The sequence below is a fragment of the Chromatiaceae bacterium genome (genome assembly GCA_016714645.1).
Classification (GTDB): Bacteria; Pseudomonadota; Gammaproteobacteria; order Chromatiales; family Chromatiaceae; genus M0108.
The window spans coordinates 287,079-301,460 of sequence record JADKCI010000001.1 but is presented as its reverse complement, the minus strand read 5'-3'; the positions used below and the strand labels follow the sequence as shown (position 1 = coordinate 301,460).

Below are 14,382 nucleotides of genomic sequence, written 5' to 3'. Positions count from 1 at the left end.
CAAAATCACCCGTTCAAAGCCCGCCGACGCGCACATAGATGAGGCAGCCGACCTCGGAGAAGGGGGTGTGCTGGCTCAGATGCGGGCTGCGCAGCCAGGTCCCCGCGGGGTAACGACCCTGCTCGTCGGCAAACTCGCCCTCCAGGACCAGAATCTCCTCGCCGCCCCAGTGGGAATGGCGCTGGAAGTAGGTTCCCGGCGCCCAACGCACCAGCGCCACGCTCTCGGAATAGCCGCCCTGGGCGTAGAGGGGGCGGACGCTGAGCCCCGCCACCAGCCCGGGACGCCAGCCGGCCGGGTCCTGGGTATCCTCGACCAGCCGTGGCCGGTCCTCGCCCGGATACTGGCGCAGCCGCACGAACAGGGTGCAACCGGGCGCGGAACGCGGTGTATGCCGACTGCCGTGGGGATTCATCAGGAAGGTACCGGCAGGATAGTCGCCCAGTTCGTCGGAGAAGACCCCGTCCAGCACCAGGATCTCCTCGCCCTCCGGATGGGCGTGTTCGGGAAAGGCGCCGCCGGGGGCATAGCGGACCAGGCTGGTCACGGGCCCAAACTCACCGCCCTGGCGATACAGCGGCTTGCGCCAGACGGTGCCACTGGGACTCGGCTCCCAGGGCATCTCGTTCGTGTCGATCACCTGGCGCCGGGTGAGATCGGCATTAACATCGGCCAGCCCGGGGGGCGTCTGGGGGGCTGTTTCCGGGAGGGGGATCTCGGGGTCAATCATGGCGGCTTGCGGCGCAAGGCTCCTGGGTAGCGGACCTGCTCATCAGGTCATTGGGGATGGAAAACGGTTAGGCCGCCCACTTTCGGTGGTTGATGGCGTGATCGAGCGTCAGTTCAAAGAACTGGTCCCGCTTCTGGGTAAAGAATACCAACACCCCTAGTAATCGACCAGTTAGGAGCTAAAAGCATGGATACTATTGTGAAGGCGGTGCCACTTGTTGACTATTGCATTGAGGTTGTGACAAGCAGTGGTATTACAGGTATTTTTGATGTCAAGCCCTATTTAACTGGTGGCGCATTTCAAGAGCTAAAGAACCAAAATTATTTTTCTTTAGTCCGCCCAGCACATCACGGCATTATTTGGCCAAACGAACAAGATTTCAGTGCTGATACGATCATCTACGACATACAAAAAGCCCAACAACCCGCCCAACCGGAGTGCGCGAGTTGACTGTTACCGGTTGGAACATGCTCCGGACATGGAGACGTCCCAAGAAACCATCCTTGATCTCGCGCGGACCCACGGGCTGCCCCGGGTCTCGCTGACGCGGCTGGTCCGTCAGGGCCGGCTCGCCCGGGTCGGCGCGGGCTCTACGCCCTCCCGGACCGTCAGGTGTCGGAGCACGCCGCCCTGGCCGAAGTCACCCGCAGGCACCCGCGGGCCGTGGTTTGCCTGCTCGCCGCACTCCGCTTCCACGACATCAGGACCCAGGCCTTTACTTCATAAGTGGCCCGACTCCGCCGCCGCTTGCATGATGAAGGTCTCATCCTTCATACAGTCCCGAACGAAGGCGAAGACCGCCTCTAAGTCCTCTTGCTTGACGTGTGGATAGCTGTCCAGAATCTGCGCCTCGCTCCAACCAGTGGCCAGCAGATCGAGAACGAACTCCACGCCAATGCGGGTGCCACTGATCCGCGGTTTTCCAAAGAGAGTATCGGGATCGGATACGATGCGGCCGTGCCAGTCGGTCATGGTAGCTGTCCGTTCAGCAGAGGATCGGTAATTCAACGCCGGGGTAATCGGCCAGCCCAGCGGGGGTCTGGGATCGACCTTGCGCATGGAAATGAGGTGATTTCCCGAAGGCGCGCATCCGTAATCTCGCGGTCGGATGGCAAACCCTCCGCCTGCCCGAATATCATGCGTTAGAAAGGTCCCTTTCCAGTTCTTCATGTGAGTGATTAAACGCCGAGATGCCGTAACGGCCCAGAAAGGGCTTCGATGGCCAGTTCCGGGTTTTTGACTACGGCTGCGGACGCGGAGCGACTGCTGGTGGTGTCGGTGATGCTGATGAACCAGAACGACCCCCGTGGGGAGCACTTCCGCGACGGGGTGATGACCAAGTGCGGGACTATCCAAAAGTACTTCACCCAGGCGGAGATCTAGGCCTTTCGGTCACCCGGCGCCGGGTGAGATCGGCAGTAAAATCGGCCAGCCCATCGAGGGTCTGGGGGGCAGACGCTGTTGCTAAAAGCAGCCTGCAGTTGACTGTTACCGGTATTCTGGAACATGCTCCGGACATGGAGACGACCCAACAATCCATCCTTGATCTCGCGCGGACCCACGGGCTGCTGCGTCCCCTGGACCTGGCCGCCCACGGGCTGCCCCGGGTCTCGCTGACGCGGCTGGTCCGTCAGGGCCGGCTCGCGCGGGTCGGCGCGGGCTCTACGCCCTCCCGGACCGTCAGGTGTCGGAGCACGCCGTCTTGGCGGAGGTCGCTCGCAGGCACCCGCGGGCCGTGGGAAGATCGGGCAGACGAGGAGGGCGAGCGTGGATGACCTGTGGCACTACGCCAGGCTCAGCCGGGTCGCCAACGTCATGCGTCCTTACCTAGAGGCACTGACTTGACGGCGCGGAACCTGGCCGCGGTGGCTCGTCACCAGGTTTCTCAAGAAGGTGGTCTGTCTGACAATTCCCGATGCGGTACCCTGCATCAAGAGTCGAACCAGAGGCCGCGGCTGGGCACGAAGTGCGTTGTCCCGGTTCCCAAGGTCCCCTTGGGAACCAGTGCAGCGCTGTAACGATAAGCGGGTAGGAGATTATTGAGCCATGACCCAAATCGTTCTCGAATTCGATGCAGGCGCCATGTCGGCACTCCGCAAGGGGCCAAGCCAATTGGCGGAGGAGGTGAAGACCGCGGCCGTCGTGCAGTGGTACGCCGAGGGACGTATTTCCCAAGGCAAGGGCGCCGAGATCCTAGGCATCAGCCGCGCCCACTTTTTGGACGAGCTGTATCGTCGCCGAGTCCCCGCGGTGCAAGTGGATATTGACGAGCTGCGCGAGGAGTTGTTGTGCCTGACCGCATGATCGTCAATGCCTCGCCATTGATTTTTCTGTCCCGGGTCGGCGGCCTTGCATGGCTGTGCAACCTCTGCACCGGAAGGGTGGAGGTCGTCCGCGCTGTCATTGCCGAAGTCGCTGCCGGACACGATGGCCAGATCATTATCGATGCGATCGAGGCCGAGCAGCGCGTCTGCGTAGTGGATAACGTTGCCGTTCCCCCCGTTATCGGCGCCTGGGACCTTGGGTTGGGCGAGACCCAAGTCCTCGGGCATTGTCTCGGACAGGCCAGCGTTATTGCGGTCCTCGACGATGCCGCCGCACGGCAGTGTGCGCGCAGCCTCGGCATTCCCGTTGTCGGCTCATTGGGTGTCGTCCTCGCGGCAAAGCGCATGGGCTGGATCGCTTCCGCCCGCCCAGTGATCGAGCGCCTGCTTGCGGATGGCTTATATCTGCGCCCATCCCTGGTGGCGGAGTCATTGGCCGAGATTGGGGAGTGACACCCGACGGATAGAGCACCGGCACTGGGTGGCCGTTACGCCGCCGCGCCGGCCAACCGCCCCGGGTGTTCGTGGCCGAAATCGATCGGTGAATGGGACTGCATTGCTATGTCTGGAGGTTGGCGATATTTCGGCTGCGCTGGAGTGCGCGGCGTAACCAGCGGATCACGTCGTCTTGCGCGTGGCTTGAAGATGCGCTTTCTGGTCGATGCACAACTACCGCGACCTTGGCCTGTTGGCTTACGCCACGAGGGCGCCAGGCCGAACCTGTCGTTGAATGGCCTGCGCGACCGCTACGGCAAGGCGACACTACGCAAGGCCCGCGCCCTGGCGCTCCTCTCCGTGCGGAGCGGCAAGGGCTTGCTCGCGCAAGCCGCCTAATGTCCGAGGCGATCCCTCGTGCCCTGCGAGAGCGGGTCGCCGAAGAGGCCTGGCATCGGTGTGGGTACTGCCTGACCGACCAAAGGGTCAGCGGTGCCCAGATGCACATCGAGCATATCTTCCCCCGTGCGCGGGGCGGCCAGACTCTGCCGCCGCTTGCATGATGAAGGTCTCATCCTTCAAGCAGTCCCGAACGAAGGCGAAGACCGCCTCTAAGTCCTGTTGTTGGACGTGTGGGTAGCTGTCCAGAATCTGCGCCTCGCTCCAACCGGAGGCCAGCAGATCGAGAACGAACGCCACACCGATGCGGGTGCCACTGATCCGCGGTTTTCCAAAGAGAGTATCGGGATCGGATACGATGCGGCCGTGCCAGTCGGTCATGGTAGCTGTCCGTTCAGCAGAGGATCGGTAATTCAACGCCGGGGTAATCTGCCAGCCCAGCGGGGGGCTGGGGGCCTGTTTCCGGGAGAGGGCTCTCGGGGTCAATCATGGCGGCTCGCGGCGTAAGGTTCCTGGTGGCTTCAGTCCTATCCGGGCTGACCTTGTGACGCCAACTCCTCGCGAACTACCCGGCGCAGCCTATCCTCCATGTACTCGTTATCCATAGCACGATGCAACGCCTGGTTGATTAGTGCCTCATAACTCTGCTTGCCCGCCTTGGCTTTGAAAAACGCGACGACCGAGGCGTCCAATTTGAGGGAAACCTGCTGGGTGCCTAGTCGTTCACCGACGGCCGCCGCGAATTCTTCGCGGCTGACATCCTTGAGCCCAACCCGGAGACGGGGCTCAGAGATAGGAGAAGAAGTCTTCGATTTCATGGTTCTCGACCTTGCGCATGGAAATGGGGTGATTTCCCGAAGGCGCGCATCCGTAATCTCGCGGTCGGATGGAAAACCCGCCGCCTGCCCGAATATCATGCGTTAGAAAGGTCCCTTTCCGGTTCTTCCTGCGAGTGATTAAACGCCGAGATGCCGTAACGGCCCAGACATTCCAGGAAATTCCGCTTGGAAACGCCCGCCATTTCGGCGCCCTGCCCAAAGGAAACGCGGCCTTGGCTATATAGATTTGCAGCCAACAGGAAGAGCAATTCGTTCTGATCCACATGAACGAAGTCTGGCAGGGTGATTTGGTATTGAGTCGGCATGGGTTCCGCTACGTTGGCCCGCGAAAAAAGCGATCATAGCTGTCATCAAGACTGGGAGCTTGACCTCGCGTCCCCGAGAAGTCGCGCAAGCATACAGCAAAGGTTATCTGGCACGTTTGGCCTTTTTGCCCCTTGTTGTCGCACCGCAAGGGGATAGGGTCGGAAGTGCGCGGACGGCCCCGAACTGGTCCGGGAAAAGGGCTTCGATGGCCAGTTCCGGGTTTTCGACTACGGCTGCGGGCGCGGAGCCACTGCTGATGGTGTCGGTGATGCTGACGAACCAGAACGCCCCCCGTCGGGAGCGTTTCCGCAGCGGGGTGATGACCAAGCGCGGGACTTCCCAAAAGTACTTCACCCAGGCGGGGCAGACGCTGTTGCTAAAAGCAGCATGCAGTTGACTGTTACCGGTATTCTGGAACATGCTCCGGACATGGAGACGACCCAACAATCCATCCTTAATCTCGCGCGGACCCGCGGGCTGCTGCGTCCCCTGGACCTGACCGCCCACGGACTGCCCCGGATCTCGCTGACGCGGCTGGTCCGTCAGGGCCGGCTGGCCCGGGTCGGGCGCGGCCTCTACGCCCTCCCGGGCCGGCAGGTCTCCGAGCACGCCGCCCTGGCGGAGGTCGCCCGTAGGCACCCGCAGGCCGTGGTTTGCCTGCTCTCCGCACTCCGCTTTCACGACATCACGACCCAGGCCCCCTTCGAGGTCTGGCTCGCCATCCCGAACAAGGCCCGCCCCCCGCGCCTGGACAGCCTGCATCTCTCTGGGCCGCTGCGCACCGCGCGGTTCTCCGAAGCCGGTCTGACCGAGGGCGTCGAGGAACATACGATTGACGGGGTACCGGTGCGCATCACCGGGGTAGCGAGGACCCTGGCGGACTGCTTCAAATACCGCAACAAGATCGGCCTGGATGTTGCCTTGGAGGCGCTGAAGGAGGTCCTGGGACGCGATGGCCAGGGGCGCCGGGCAGGCATGGACGAGATCTGGCGCTACGCCCAGCTTGATCGGGTCGCCAACGTCATGCGCCCTTATCTGGAGAGCCTGGCGTGACGGGGCTGGCCGTTGGTGGCCTGGCGAAGGCTGGCGCTGATAACCGTCGAGTAATTGGAGACCGCACATGCTCGGGCTAAAGCTTCGTGATGAGTTCGTTGGTAATCGCTCCAGTGGGACCATCATCGACTTCAGTAATCGCCGTGGCACAGGGGCGCTCGACCGGCCCGCGCAGGATTTCCTCGCCATCACCTACCCCTCGGTCGATCTCCTCAAGACCCTCCAGGCGGTACAGCCGGATGCGACACGTCCGGTGGTCATCATCGGCTCCCGCGGTCAGGGCAAGTCGCACCTGATGGCGGCCCTGACCCACATGCTGCGAGACGCACAGGCGGGGACGGGCTGGCTGGCGCAGTGGGCGTCATCGGCTCACAACAGCGCCATCGGCGACCTCAAGCTGCGCACAGGAATGCACGTCGTTGCGGAGAGCCTGCACCTGCACAACTACAAGTTTCTCTGGGATCTGGTCTTCGACCGCCATCCCCAGGGAACTTACGCCCGCGGCGCCTGGGAGGGGCAGGGGGCGAACAAGACGGAGGTCCCTGGCCACGCCATCATCCTCGACATGCTCGAAAAGCAGCCAATGGCGTTGATCTTGGACGAGTTCCAGACCTGGTACGACGGCCTGACCAATACCAAGCAGTATCCCTGGCGAACTTGGGCCTTCAATTTCATCCAGATCCTCTCGGAGATCGCACAACACCATCCCGAGCGGTTGATCATGGTGGTTTCCGTCCGCGACGGGACCACCGAAGCGGCCCAGCAGATGTACCGCGTCGATCCGGTACGGGTCGATTTCAAGAGCCCGCAGGCCAAGCAGGATCGCCGTCGCCTGTTGCTCTACCGCATGTTTCAGAACCGGCTCCAGGTGCCGCGGGGTGACATCGAAGCCCTCATCGGGGCCCATGTCGATGAGTACCTTCGCCTCAAGCACAGGCCGGCCACCGAGCATGATCGTTACCGCGAAGAATTCGTGGATGCCTGGCCGTTCTCGCCGGTCCTCTTGGAGCTACTCGACGACCAGGTTTTGATCGCGGTCGATGCACAGGAGACCCGGGACTTGCTGCGGATCTTGGTCGATGTCTTCGGCATGGCACAGGCCCATAGCCCCGTGATTACGCCGGCCGATTTCTCGATCAGCGACGAGAAGAGCGGGGTGGGCGCCCTACTGGATTCGGTGTCCAGTCAACTGCACCGAGATCTTCGAGAGAAGGCGCGGCGAAATCTGGACGCGGTGCGCGACGCCCTGAGCGGGACCGCACAGGAGGTCGGCAAGGCAGTGCCGCACCTGAATGCGGTCTTGAGCGCCCTATGGTTGCGTTCGCTGTCGGTGGAGAACCTGGCGGGCGCTGAGCCCGACGACCTGCACATCGATGTCACCCGCTCCAAGCCGGTGGACGACAACCAATTCCAGGTCGAACTGGACCACATCGAGCAGAACAGCTTCAACATCCATCGCCGGGGCAATCGGCTGGTCTTCCTGAACGAGGAAAACCCCAAGGCCAAGCTCATGGCCAACGCCCAGAACGACCGGATGTTTCAGGCGGGGCAGGACATGGCGCACTTAGCCAGCGAGATCCGCTATGTGCTCGCCGGTGCCGAGGCTACTTCGGGAAGTTACCGCGTCATCGTGCTCAGGGCGGACTGGCAGAAGACCCCCTGGTCGGAGGTGGAGGAGAAGGACAAACCGGGGAACTGGGACAGTCGTATCCCGGTCATCGTGGTGCCCTCCGCCTCTGCTGGGGATGCGGACCTCGGGCGCTGGCTCAAGGAGCACCTTTCCACGCGCCGCAACAGGGTGCGGTTTCTGTTGCCCCGCAAGGATTCCTCCCCGGTGTTTCTCGACAAGCCCCTGCTGGTGGTTGCCCGGGCGGTGTACCTGGCCGGGCAATGGAGGGCGGGACAGCCCGAGTACGGCCCCTTGTACATCCAGTACCAAAAGGAATTGCGCGCACTCCTGCGGGCCCGCTTCGACCGCTTCGCCGTGCTGGAGACCTGGAATTTCGGGGCGCCGGAGAAATGCACCTTCGCCACCGAGGCCCACAACGCCACGGGCGAGCACATCCTGGGCGCCATCGACGAGCGCATCCGCACCGAGCTGTTCGCCCAGGAAGACTTCGAGGCCCTGGTGCTGGACGCCGCAGCCCACAGCCGCAGCGTCGCCGAGGTCCTCGACCAGTTGCGCGAGCCAACGCCAAACGGCGAAGTCTCTCTCCCCTGGCTTGGTGAGGTTGCGATCCGCGAGCGCATCGTCCGCCTCTGTGCCCGCGGCCTGATCGCGATCAATCTGGGTCGGGACTGGCTCCAGAGTAAACCGGGCGAAGATCAGGACGACGCCTGGACCCGCATGAAGGCACGCCTACCCCAGGGTAGGGCCCTGGAAGGCGTGACCATTCACCCCCCCGGCACCGTGGTCGTCAGCGGCGGCGGACAGACCGCTACGGTAACCCCAGGCATGGGTGGCGCGACCCTGACCCCCGCAACAGGCGGGGATGGCGGAGCTGCAACCGGCCTGGTCACCGACCTCTTCGGCGGCAGCGCAGTCAAGGAGCGCGTTGCCTACTCAGCGCCGCCGAATGCCCCCATCAACCTGCTCGGCAAGCTCGAAGGCTGGGGTATCGGTGCCGGTACGCCCGTACACAACCTCCGTCTTTCGGTCGGCCAGCTCTCGGGTGCCCAGCTCCAGGACTTGCTCAAGAAGCTCCCGGACGGCGTCACCTACGGCCTCAATCTGGACAAGGAGTAGACCGGCATGGACAAGGCCCTGCACGCGGATGTCTTCACCCTGCCGGCCGACCAGGCCTGGCCCCGGATCTTCGACTGGGCCTGGTCAGTCTGCGCCGCGCCCATCGACGCGGCTTCCGTACCCAGCATCCTCGGCGAGCGCGAGCGGGGCCTGGCACCGCTGGACAATCTGCTGGCCGGCAGCGCCTGGGACCTGTGGGACGGCTTCGAGGCCCATGCCCCGCGCACCAGTGCGGCCCTGGCCACCTTCTGGGCCGGGACCCCAGGCGGCAAGGCGATCCTGATCCTGGATGCCCTCTCGCTACGCGAGGTGCCCTGGTTGTTGGAGCAGGCGCAGGCCCGCGGCTTCACCATCCATGCGGCGCGGGCGACGGCCAGTGAGCTACCGGCCGAGACCACGCCTTTTGCGAGGGCCATCGGTTTCGCCCAGAGATCCGCCCTGGCGCACAATGCCGGCAAGAGCCCGATCTTCCCAGGCGCCCTCACCGAGATCTCGGACCTGCCCTTCGCCGACTGCAAGGCCCTGGTGCCGCCCCATCCCGGCATCGTCTTCTGGCACACCTGGCCCGACGAGCGCATGCACAAGCTGGCCGAGGACAGCGGCGGTTCCCGCACCCTGGCCAAGGAGGCGGCCCAGACCCTCGCGGGCGACGACTTCTGGGCCCTGATTGCGACCCTGGCCACCGGCCGGCGTCTGGTCGTCACCTCGGATCACGGCTATGCCAATGTCGGCCTGTTCCCTGACGTGGAGGGAGCGGATCACGGTAAGGCACCCACCCAGGGCCAGGCCCTCAAGGGCGTCTTTAAAAGCGGCCGCAGTGCCACCGGGGACGATGCCACGGCCGCGGGCCTTGCCCACTGGGCGCCGCCCCTGACGCGCAGACTGTCCACGGCGCACGGGGACTGGCTCCTGGTTCTTGGCCGCAAGAAATGGAAGAGTCAGGGCGGCTATCCGACCCTGGCCCACGGCGGCCTTACCCTGCTGGAGGTCGCCGTGCCCTACATCGAGCTTTCGGCGGGGTGATCATGAAGACCCATGATGTACTTATTGCATATCTGATGCGCCGGCCCGGGGTCCGCGAGGAACTGTCGTGCCTGACCGCATGATCGTCAATGCCTCGCCATTGGCCGAGATTGGAGAGTGACGCCAGACGGATAGAGCGTCGGCGCTGGGTGGCCCTTACGCCGCCGCAATAGCCAACCGCCCCGAGTATTCGCGGCCGAAATCGATCATTGAATGGGACTGCATTGCCATGGCCAGACAACCGAGAAGAACCAAGGCCGAGGAAACCGCCGAACTGGTCGCTGCCGCCGTCGGTGCCGGGCGCAAGCTGCACCTGGAATCGGTAGACTTCGCTGACCCCAACAGGCCCAAGACCTGCCTGGAGGTGGACTTCCCGATCCTGCCCATCAACCAGATCGCCCAGATCGAGGGCAACGCCGGCAAGCCCATCTACCAGATGTCCAAGTGGTGGGCGCGGCGCCGCTCCAGCGTCTTTCGCGCCATGCTCATTGCCGCGGCCACCAAGGCCCCGGACGACCCGTTGGAGGCGGCGAAGACCGTCTGGGACGCCTATTACGCCAACCACCAGGACAACGCCGCCTTCCGCAACCTCAAGGTGGCCGACATCTTCATGGGCGGGGGGACCACCCTGGTGGAGGGCGCGCGCCTGGGCATGCAGATGTTTGGTAACGACCTGAACCCGGTCGCCTGGTTCGTGGTGAAGAACGAACTGGCCGAGGTGGACTTGGCCGAGGTCGAGAAGCTCTTCGACCACATCGAGCGCGAGGTCAAGCCCCAGATCATGCCCTTCTACGCCTGCGAGGGCCCGGGGGGCGAGCGCGGCACCTGGACCCGCGTCGAGACCGGGGAGGTCATGGACGAGGCATTCGATCCTTTGGCCCTGACCCCCGAGGAGCGCAAGGCGTACAGCTACGCGGGGCCGGAGGTCATCTACACCTTCTGGGCCAAGCACGGACCCTGCTCGGCCCCCGGCTGCGGGCATCGCACGCCGCTGTTCTCATCCCCCGTCATCGCCATCAAAACCCTGAGCGTAAGGACCTGGGCCGGGTTCCAGTGCCGTGGCTGTGACTCGCCCTTCGATCTGGAGCGCCACGCGGCCCGGATGGCGCCAGACTGCCCATTGGTTGCGGCGGACACCGAGGCGCCCTTTGCCGTCATGGACCCGGAGGGGCGCTTTGTCTGCCCCCATTGCGGCTTCGAGCACCGGGACGAGATCGCGTCCGTGAAGGGCTGGTCGAACCAATTGCCAAAGGACGGTTGGAAGAACAAGAAGATCGACCTGTCGCTGCTTATCCATCCCGAGTGGATGCGCGGCGATGCCGGCGCGGACGGCAACGGAGAGCCCTTGGGCGGCTCGACCCTGAGTAACCCCGACCGTACCGGCGACTGGTTAGCGCGTCGCCAGGCGAGCCTTCGCCTGTTTGAGGTGCGCGGTGAGCTTCCCGATTGGATCAGCGACCCCGGATCGGGGGCGGCCGTCGATACGGTGAAGGGAACTATCCCGCAGAACGCCAAGTTCACCTGCATGGCGGAGACCTGCGGGCTGCAACAAGCAATTGTTGATTCAATTCAGCGCACTGGAGACACTGCACCGATCGCAGCATTTGTCATTCATGGGTATTCCCTGAAACGGGATGAAGCCGGTGTACCTTACGGTGGGCGCTATTTCAAATGCGTGTCGCGGGATGACATAGACCGTATGGACGCAGCCAATCTGGAGTGGACGGAAAGATCGGTGGCGGACCTCGCCGGCTATTGGCCAACGGCGGAGATTCCCTATGGCCACATGACACACCAACGCCAACCCTTGCCACAGCACGGGTACACCCATTACTGGAACATGTTCAACGCACGCCAACTCTTGGTGCATGCCTTGATCTTGAGGGCTATCGATCAGGCGTTTGGTTATTCTGAAGTCACGAAGGAGGTTGTGCTCGGGGCATTTCAGCAGTATTTGCGGAATCAGAACTTGTTTTGCTTCTGGGATCGAGGGTACGACAAGCTCGTCCCGATGATGAGCAACAATAACTTCCATCCAAAATCCAACATCATCGAGAACGCCGTCTTCCCGCAGTTGGGTCGCGGAAACTGGACTACAGCCAGGGAAACAGTCATGGAGGGTACATCATGGATGCGCAACCCATGGGAAATGGTGTCTACATCTAGCTTGGTGACCGACCACGGCTTATCTCATTCGATTCTCTCCGGCAAGAGCGAAAAGGTCTACACCAGAGATCCCGTCATGCGGGCGACGCGGGTTTCCTGTGGAAGCTCATCTGACCTCGGCGAGCTGGCGGCGCTTGAGTCGCAGGATCTCGTCATCACCGATCCCCCATTCAGCGGCTTGCTCCACTACTCCGAGCTGTCGGATTTCTTCTACGTCTGGCTGCGCCTTTACCTCAAGGACAAATACCCAGGGCAGTTCGGCCCCGAGTTCACCCCCAAGGCCCTGGAGGCGGTCTCCAACAAGGCCCGCCAGCCCGAGGACCCGGACGGCTTCTACAAGCGCATCCTGACCCAGTGCTGGCGCGAGGCCCATCGCATCCTGAAAGCCGGTGGCATGTTGGCCTTCACCTTCCACCACAAGGACGATGAGCCTTGGGTCGATGTGTTGGAGAGCCTGTTCGACGCCGGCTTCTACCTGGAGGCGACCTACCCCATCCGCAGCGACGAGACCAAGGGTAAGGGCGAATTCGGCTCCAAGACCATCGAGTACGACATCATCCATGTCTGCCGCAAGCGCACCCAGGAGCCGACCCCCATCAGTTGGCCCAGGCTGCGCCGGCAGATCCTCGCCGATGTCCGCCAGCTCCAGCACCTCTTGGAGCACCACCAGCGCGAGGGCCTGCCCCGGGCGGACATCCAGGTCATTAAGCGCGGTAAGGCCCTGGAGTATTTCTCCCGCCATTACGGACAGGTCTACATCGAACAGGGGCGCGAGTTCCCGGTCAAGGAGGCCTTGGTCGGCATCAACCAGCTCTTGGACGAGGAGGCCGAGGGCCAGACCCAGGTCCCGGTCAATTGCGAGCCCCTGACCCGACAGTTCCTGCGCATCTTCGCGCGCCAGGCCGAGGTCAAGCGGGACGAGCTTCAGAAGTACCTGCGTGGGACGGGGATGGCCCCGAGCGACTTCATCGAGCGCGGCTGGTGCCTGGAGCGCAAGAAGCTCTACTACTGGACCTCGGCGGTCGAGTTTGCCCAGGCCCGGGCCGACAAGGCGGCGACTCTCCATCGCGACCTGGATCAGGCGCTGTTGCTGGTCGGGGCCTTCCATCCGGAGAGCGGGGTGTCCGCCAAGCGCCTCCTGACCGATGACTTCCGACCCCACCCGGCTCTGGGGGATCTGTTGGACTGGATGCTTCGCCATCACCCGGACCCCGCGGCGAAGTCGGCGGCCATCAGTGCCCGGACGCGCTATCTGAGCTGGGCGGCGGAGCATCGCACCCTGGTCCAGCGTCAGCTCAGTCTGTTCGGTCTGGAGGAGGATGCGGCGTGAAGGCATCGCTTGAGGATGATGTCTGGACCCGGCGCGGGATCAATGTGCTCTGGGATGGGGCGGCCCTGGCCCGCATCGGGCCGGTCGCCGCGGCGATCAGTCTGCGGCGCTTCTTCACCCTGGATGCCTTGGGCTGGCCGGAGGACGAGACGCCCCTGGTCGATGACCAGGCATTGGTGGTCGCCGGGCTCGATGTCGCACTGGATGCCCTGGACCCCGCGGACATCGAGGACTGGATCGAGCAGGTCCTGTATCCGCGTATCCAGGAGTTCCAGAGCGTCTTCGCGGGCCACCGTGCCCTGATCTTCTGGATGCCCGACAAGGGCCGCTGGCTGGAGAACAGTGGCGAGGGGGCCTTCGAGTGGCGCCTGGGCAGCGGCGACCAGGGCCCCCGCCTGCCTTTGGCGCGCCTGCTGTGGGACGGCGCTTACAGGGATGTCCAGCGCATCGAGGAGCCTGGGGATAAGGGTGTGAACCGCTGGATTGGGCTCTATCTGGCACGGATCTCCTGATCGCGGCTGTTGGGTCCATCTGGCGATTGGGGAAGACCTTCTCATGCAAATGCCATAGCGGGAGTAACAAGATGCTTTTTCATGTGATTTTTGAAGCCGCCGAGGATGGTTGGATCGTGGCCGAGTGTCCCGCACTGCCGGGTTGCGTGTCCCAGGGCCGGGACCAGGCCGAGGCCATGGAGGCGATCAAGGAGGCGATTGTGGCCTGGTTGTGGGCGGAGGATCAGAAGGCGATCAGCCAACTGCCGCAGGCACAAGGACAGGCCCAAATGCTGGTAGCGGTTTGAGCCATGGGACGCTTGGGCGGCATTTCGGGCAAGCAAGCAGTCGGCGTCTTCCAGCGGCAAGGTTGGTCCGTGGCGGGACAGGTCGGCAGCCATGTGGTGATGACCAAGCCTGGGATGCGCGCGAATCTGTCCATCCCCCAGCATCGGGAGCTGTCGGTCGGCACCCTGCGCGTCTTGATTCGTCATGCGGGTCTGACGGTCGATGCCTTTCTCGACCTCCTGAAGGGTTAAG

The 14,382-nt window shown here is 63.5% G+C and carries 17 protein-coding genes and 1 pseudogene; 13 read left to right on the top strand and 5 right to left on the bottom strand.

Annotated elements, in window-relative coordinates; all coding sequences use genetic code 11:
- Nucleotides 1-13 precede the first annotated feature (13 nt).
- Nucleotides 14-730, bottom strand: a complete 717-nt coding sequence (locus IPN92_01420) for a cupin domain-containing protein (protein MBK8636979.1) — start codon at nucleotides 728-730, stop codon at nucleotides 14-16.
- A gap of 186 nt (nucleotides 731-916) precedes the next feature.
- Here IPN92_01420 and IPN92_01415 point away from each other — a divergent pair, with 186 nt between their 5' ends.
- Complete coding sequence (locus IPN92_01415) at nucleotides 917-1,180, top strand: DUF2442 domain-containing protein (protein MBK8636978.1); 264 nt, start codon at nucleotides 917-919, stop codon at nucleotides 1,178-1,180.
- Between the two features lie 270 nt (nucleotides 1,181-1,450).
- Here IPN92_01415 and IPN92_01410 read toward each other — a convergent pair whose 3' ends face one another.
- A complete protein-coding gene (locus IPN92_01410) occupies nucleotides 1,451-1,702 on the bottom strand; it encodes a DUF433 domain-containing protein (protein ID MBK8636977.1) in 252 nt (83 codons plus the stop codon).
- Between the two features lie 246 nt (nucleotides 1,703-1,948).
- Here IPN92_01410 and IPN92_01405 point away from each other — a divergent pair, with 246 nt between their 5' ends.
- The 5 genes and pseudogenes from IPN92_01405 (at nucleotide 1,949) to IPN92_01385 (ending at nucleotide 3,888) form a co-directional block, all read left to right on the top strand.
- Complete coding sequence (locus IPN92_01405) at nucleotides 1,949-2,113, top strand: hypothetical protein (GenBank protein MBK8636976.1); 165 nt, start codon at nucleotides 1,949-1,951, stop codon at nucleotides 2,111-2,113.
- Nucleotides 2,114-2,247: 134 nt separating this feature from the next.
- Nucleotides 2,248-2,575: pseudogene (locus IPN92_01400) on the top strand (type IV toxin-antitoxin system AbiEi family antitoxin domain-containing protein).
- Nucleotides 2,576-2,776: 201 nt separating this feature from the next.
- Nucleotides 2,777-3,034 (top strand): UPF0175 family protein, encoded by a 258-nt coding sequence (locus IPN92_01395; GenBank protein MBK8636975.1) that lies wholly within the window; start codon nucleotides 2,777-2,779, stop codon nucleotides 3,032-3,034.
- Nucleotides 3,031-3,507 (top strand): DUF3368 domain-containing protein, encoded by a 477-nt coding sequence (locus IPN92_01390; protein MBK8636974.1) that lies wholly within the window; start codon nucleotides 3,031-3,033, stop codon nucleotides 3,505-3,507. Before IPN92_01395 ends, IPN92_01390 begins: the two co-directional genes overlap by 4 nt.
- A gap of 186 nt (nucleotides 3,508-3,693) precedes the next feature.
- Nucleotides 3,694-3,888 (top strand): hypothetical protein, encoded by a 195-nt coding sequence (locus IPN92_01385; protein ID MBK8636973.1) that lies wholly within the window; start codon nucleotides 3,694-3,696, stop codon nucleotides 3,886-3,888.
- Nucleotides 3,889-3,975: 87 nt separating this feature from the next.
- On the opposite strand, the gene IPN92_01380 is transcribed toward IPN92_01385, so the two are convergent.
- From IPN92_01380 to IPN92_01370, 3 genes are all read right to left on the bottom strand, one after another.
- Nucleotides 3,976-4,269 (bottom strand): DUF433 domain-containing protein, encoded by a 294-nt coding sequence (locus tag IPN92_01380; protein ID MBK8636972.1) that lies wholly within the window; start codon nucleotides 4,267-4,269, stop codon nucleotides 3,976-3,978.
- 146 nt (nucleotides 4,270-4,415) lie between these two features.
- A complete protein-coding gene (locus IPN92_01375; GenBank protein ID MBK8636971.1) occupies nucleotides 4,416-4,706 on the bottom strand; it encodes a BrnA antitoxin family protein in 291 nt (96 codons plus the stop codon).
- 95 nt (nucleotides 4,707-4,801) lie between these two features.
- Complete coding sequence (locus tag IPN92_01370; GenBank protein MBK8636970.1) at nucleotides 4,802-5,032, bottom strand: UPF0175 family protein; 231 nt, start codon at nucleotides 5,030-5,032, stop codon at nucleotides 4,802-4,804.
- A 430-nt stretch (nucleotides 5,033-5,462) separates the two neighbouring features.
- Here IPN92_01370 and IPN92_01365 point away from each other — a divergent pair, with 430 nt between their 5' ends.
- From IPN92_01365 to IPN92_01335, 7 genes are all read left to right on the top strand, one after another.
- A complete protein-coding gene (locus IPN92_01365) occupies nucleotides 5,463-6,086 on the top strand; it encodes an AbiEi antitoxin N-terminal domain-containing protein (GenBank protein MBK8636969.1) in 624 nt (207 codons plus the stop codon).
- Between the two features lie 67 nt (nucleotides 6,087-6,153).
- A complete protein-coding gene (locus tag IPN92_01360; GenBank protein ID MBK8636968.1) occupies nucleotides 6,154-8,832 on the top strand; it encodes a hypothetical protein in 2,679 nt (892 codons plus the stop codon).
- A 6-nt stretch (nucleotides 8,833-8,838) separates the two neighbouring features.
- Nucleotides 8,839-9,855, top strand: a complete 1,017-nt coding sequence (locus tag IPN92_01355) for an alkaline phosphatase (GenBank protein ID MBK8636967.1) — start codon at nucleotides 8,839-8,841, stop codon at nucleotides 9,853-9,855.
- A 229-nt stretch (nucleotides 9,856-10,084) separates the two neighbouring features.
- Nucleotides 10,085-13,351, top strand: a complete 3,267-nt coding sequence (locus tag IPN92_01350; protein MBK8636966.1) for a DUF1156 domain-containing protein — start codon at nucleotides 10,085-10,087, stop codon at nucleotides 13,349-13,351.
- Entirely contained in the window at nucleotides 13,348-13,863 is a 516-nt protein-coding gene (locus IPN92_01345) for a 5'-nucleotidase (GenBank protein ID MBK8636965.1), read from the top strand. Before IPN92_01350 ends, IPN92_01345 begins: the two co-directional genes overlap by 4 nt.
- 71 nt (nucleotides 13,864-13,934) lie before the next feature.
- Complete coding sequence (locus tag IPN92_01340; protein ID MBK8636964.1) at nucleotides 13,935-14,150, top strand: type II toxin-antitoxin system HicB family antitoxin; 216 nt, start codon at nucleotides 13,935-13,937, stop codon at nucleotides 14,148-14,150.
- A 3-nt stretch (nucleotides 14,151-14,153) separates the two neighbouring features.
- Nucleotides 14,154-14,381 carry a type II toxin-antitoxin system HicA family toxin gene (locus IPN92_01335; protein ID MBK8636963.1) on the top strand — a complete coding sequence of 76 codons (228 nt, stop codon included), beginning with the start codon at nucleotides 14,154-14,156 and terminating at the stop codon, nucleotides 14,379-14,381.
- Nucleotide 14,382 lies beyond the last annotated feature (1 nt).

Excerpts from the sequence above, each read along its gene's own strand:
- IPN92_01395 (MBK8636975.1), top strand. The coding sequence starts at position 2,777 with ATGACCCAAATCGTTCTCGAATTCGATGCAGGCGCCATGTCGGCACTC.
- IPN92_01405 (MBK8636976.1), top strand. The coding sequence starts at position 1,949 with ATGGCCAGTTCCGGGTTTTTGACTACGGCTGCGGACGCGGAGCGACTG.
- IPN92_01370 (MBK8636970.1), bottom strand. The coding sequence starts at position 5,032 with ATGCCGACTCAATACCAAATCACCCTGCCAGACTTCGTTCATGTGGAT.
- IPN92_01380 (MBK8636972.1), bottom strand. The coding sequence starts at position 4,269 with ATGACCGACTGGCACGGCCGCATCGTATCCGATCCCGATACTCTCTTT.
- IPN92_01390 (MBK8636974.1), top strand. The coding sequence starts at position 3,031 with ATGATCGTCAATGCCTCGCCATTGATTTTTCTGTCCCGGGTCGGCGGC.
- IPN92_01350 (MBK8636966.1), top strand. The coding sequence starts at position 10,085 with ATGGCCAGACAACCGAGAAGAACCAAGGCCGAGGAAACCGCCGAACTG.
- IPN92_01355 (MBK8636967.1), top strand. The coding sequence starts at position 8,839 with ATGGACAAGGCCCTGCACGCGGATGTCTTCACCCTGCCGGCCGACCAG.
- IPN92_01375 (MBK8636971.1), bottom strand. The coding sequence starts at position 4,706 with ATGAAATCGAAGACTTCTTCTCCTATCTCTGAGCCCCGTCTCCGGGTT.
- IPN92_01420 (MBK8636979.1), bottom strand. The coding sequence starts at position 730 with ATGATTGACCCCGAGATCCCCCTCCCGGAAACAGCCCCCCAGACGCCC.
- IPN92_01365 (MBK8636969.1), top strand. The coding sequence starts at position 5,463 with ATGGAGACGACCCAACAATCCATCCTTAATCTCGCGCGGACCCGCGGG.
- IPN92_01360 (MBK8636968.1), top strand. The coding sequence starts at position 6,154 with ATGCTCGGGCTAAAGCTTCGTGATGAGTTCGTTGGTAATCGCTCCAGT.
- IPN92_01335 (MBK8636963.1), top strand. The coding sequence starts at position 14,154 with ATGGGACGCTTGGGCGGCATTTCGGGCAAGCAAGCAGTCGGCGTCTTC.
- IPN92_01415 (MBK8636978.1), top strand. The coding sequence starts at position 917 with ATGGATACTATTGTGAAGGCGGTGCCACTTGTTGACTATTGCATTGAG.
- IPN92_01410 (MBK8636977.1), bottom strand. The coding sequence starts at position 1,702 with ATGACCGACTGGCACGGCCGCATCGTATCCGATCCCGATACTCTCTTT.
- IPN92_01340 (MBK8636964.1), top strand. The coding sequence starts at position 13,935 with ATGCTTTTTCATGTGATTTTTGAAGCCGCCGAGGATGGTTGGATCGTG.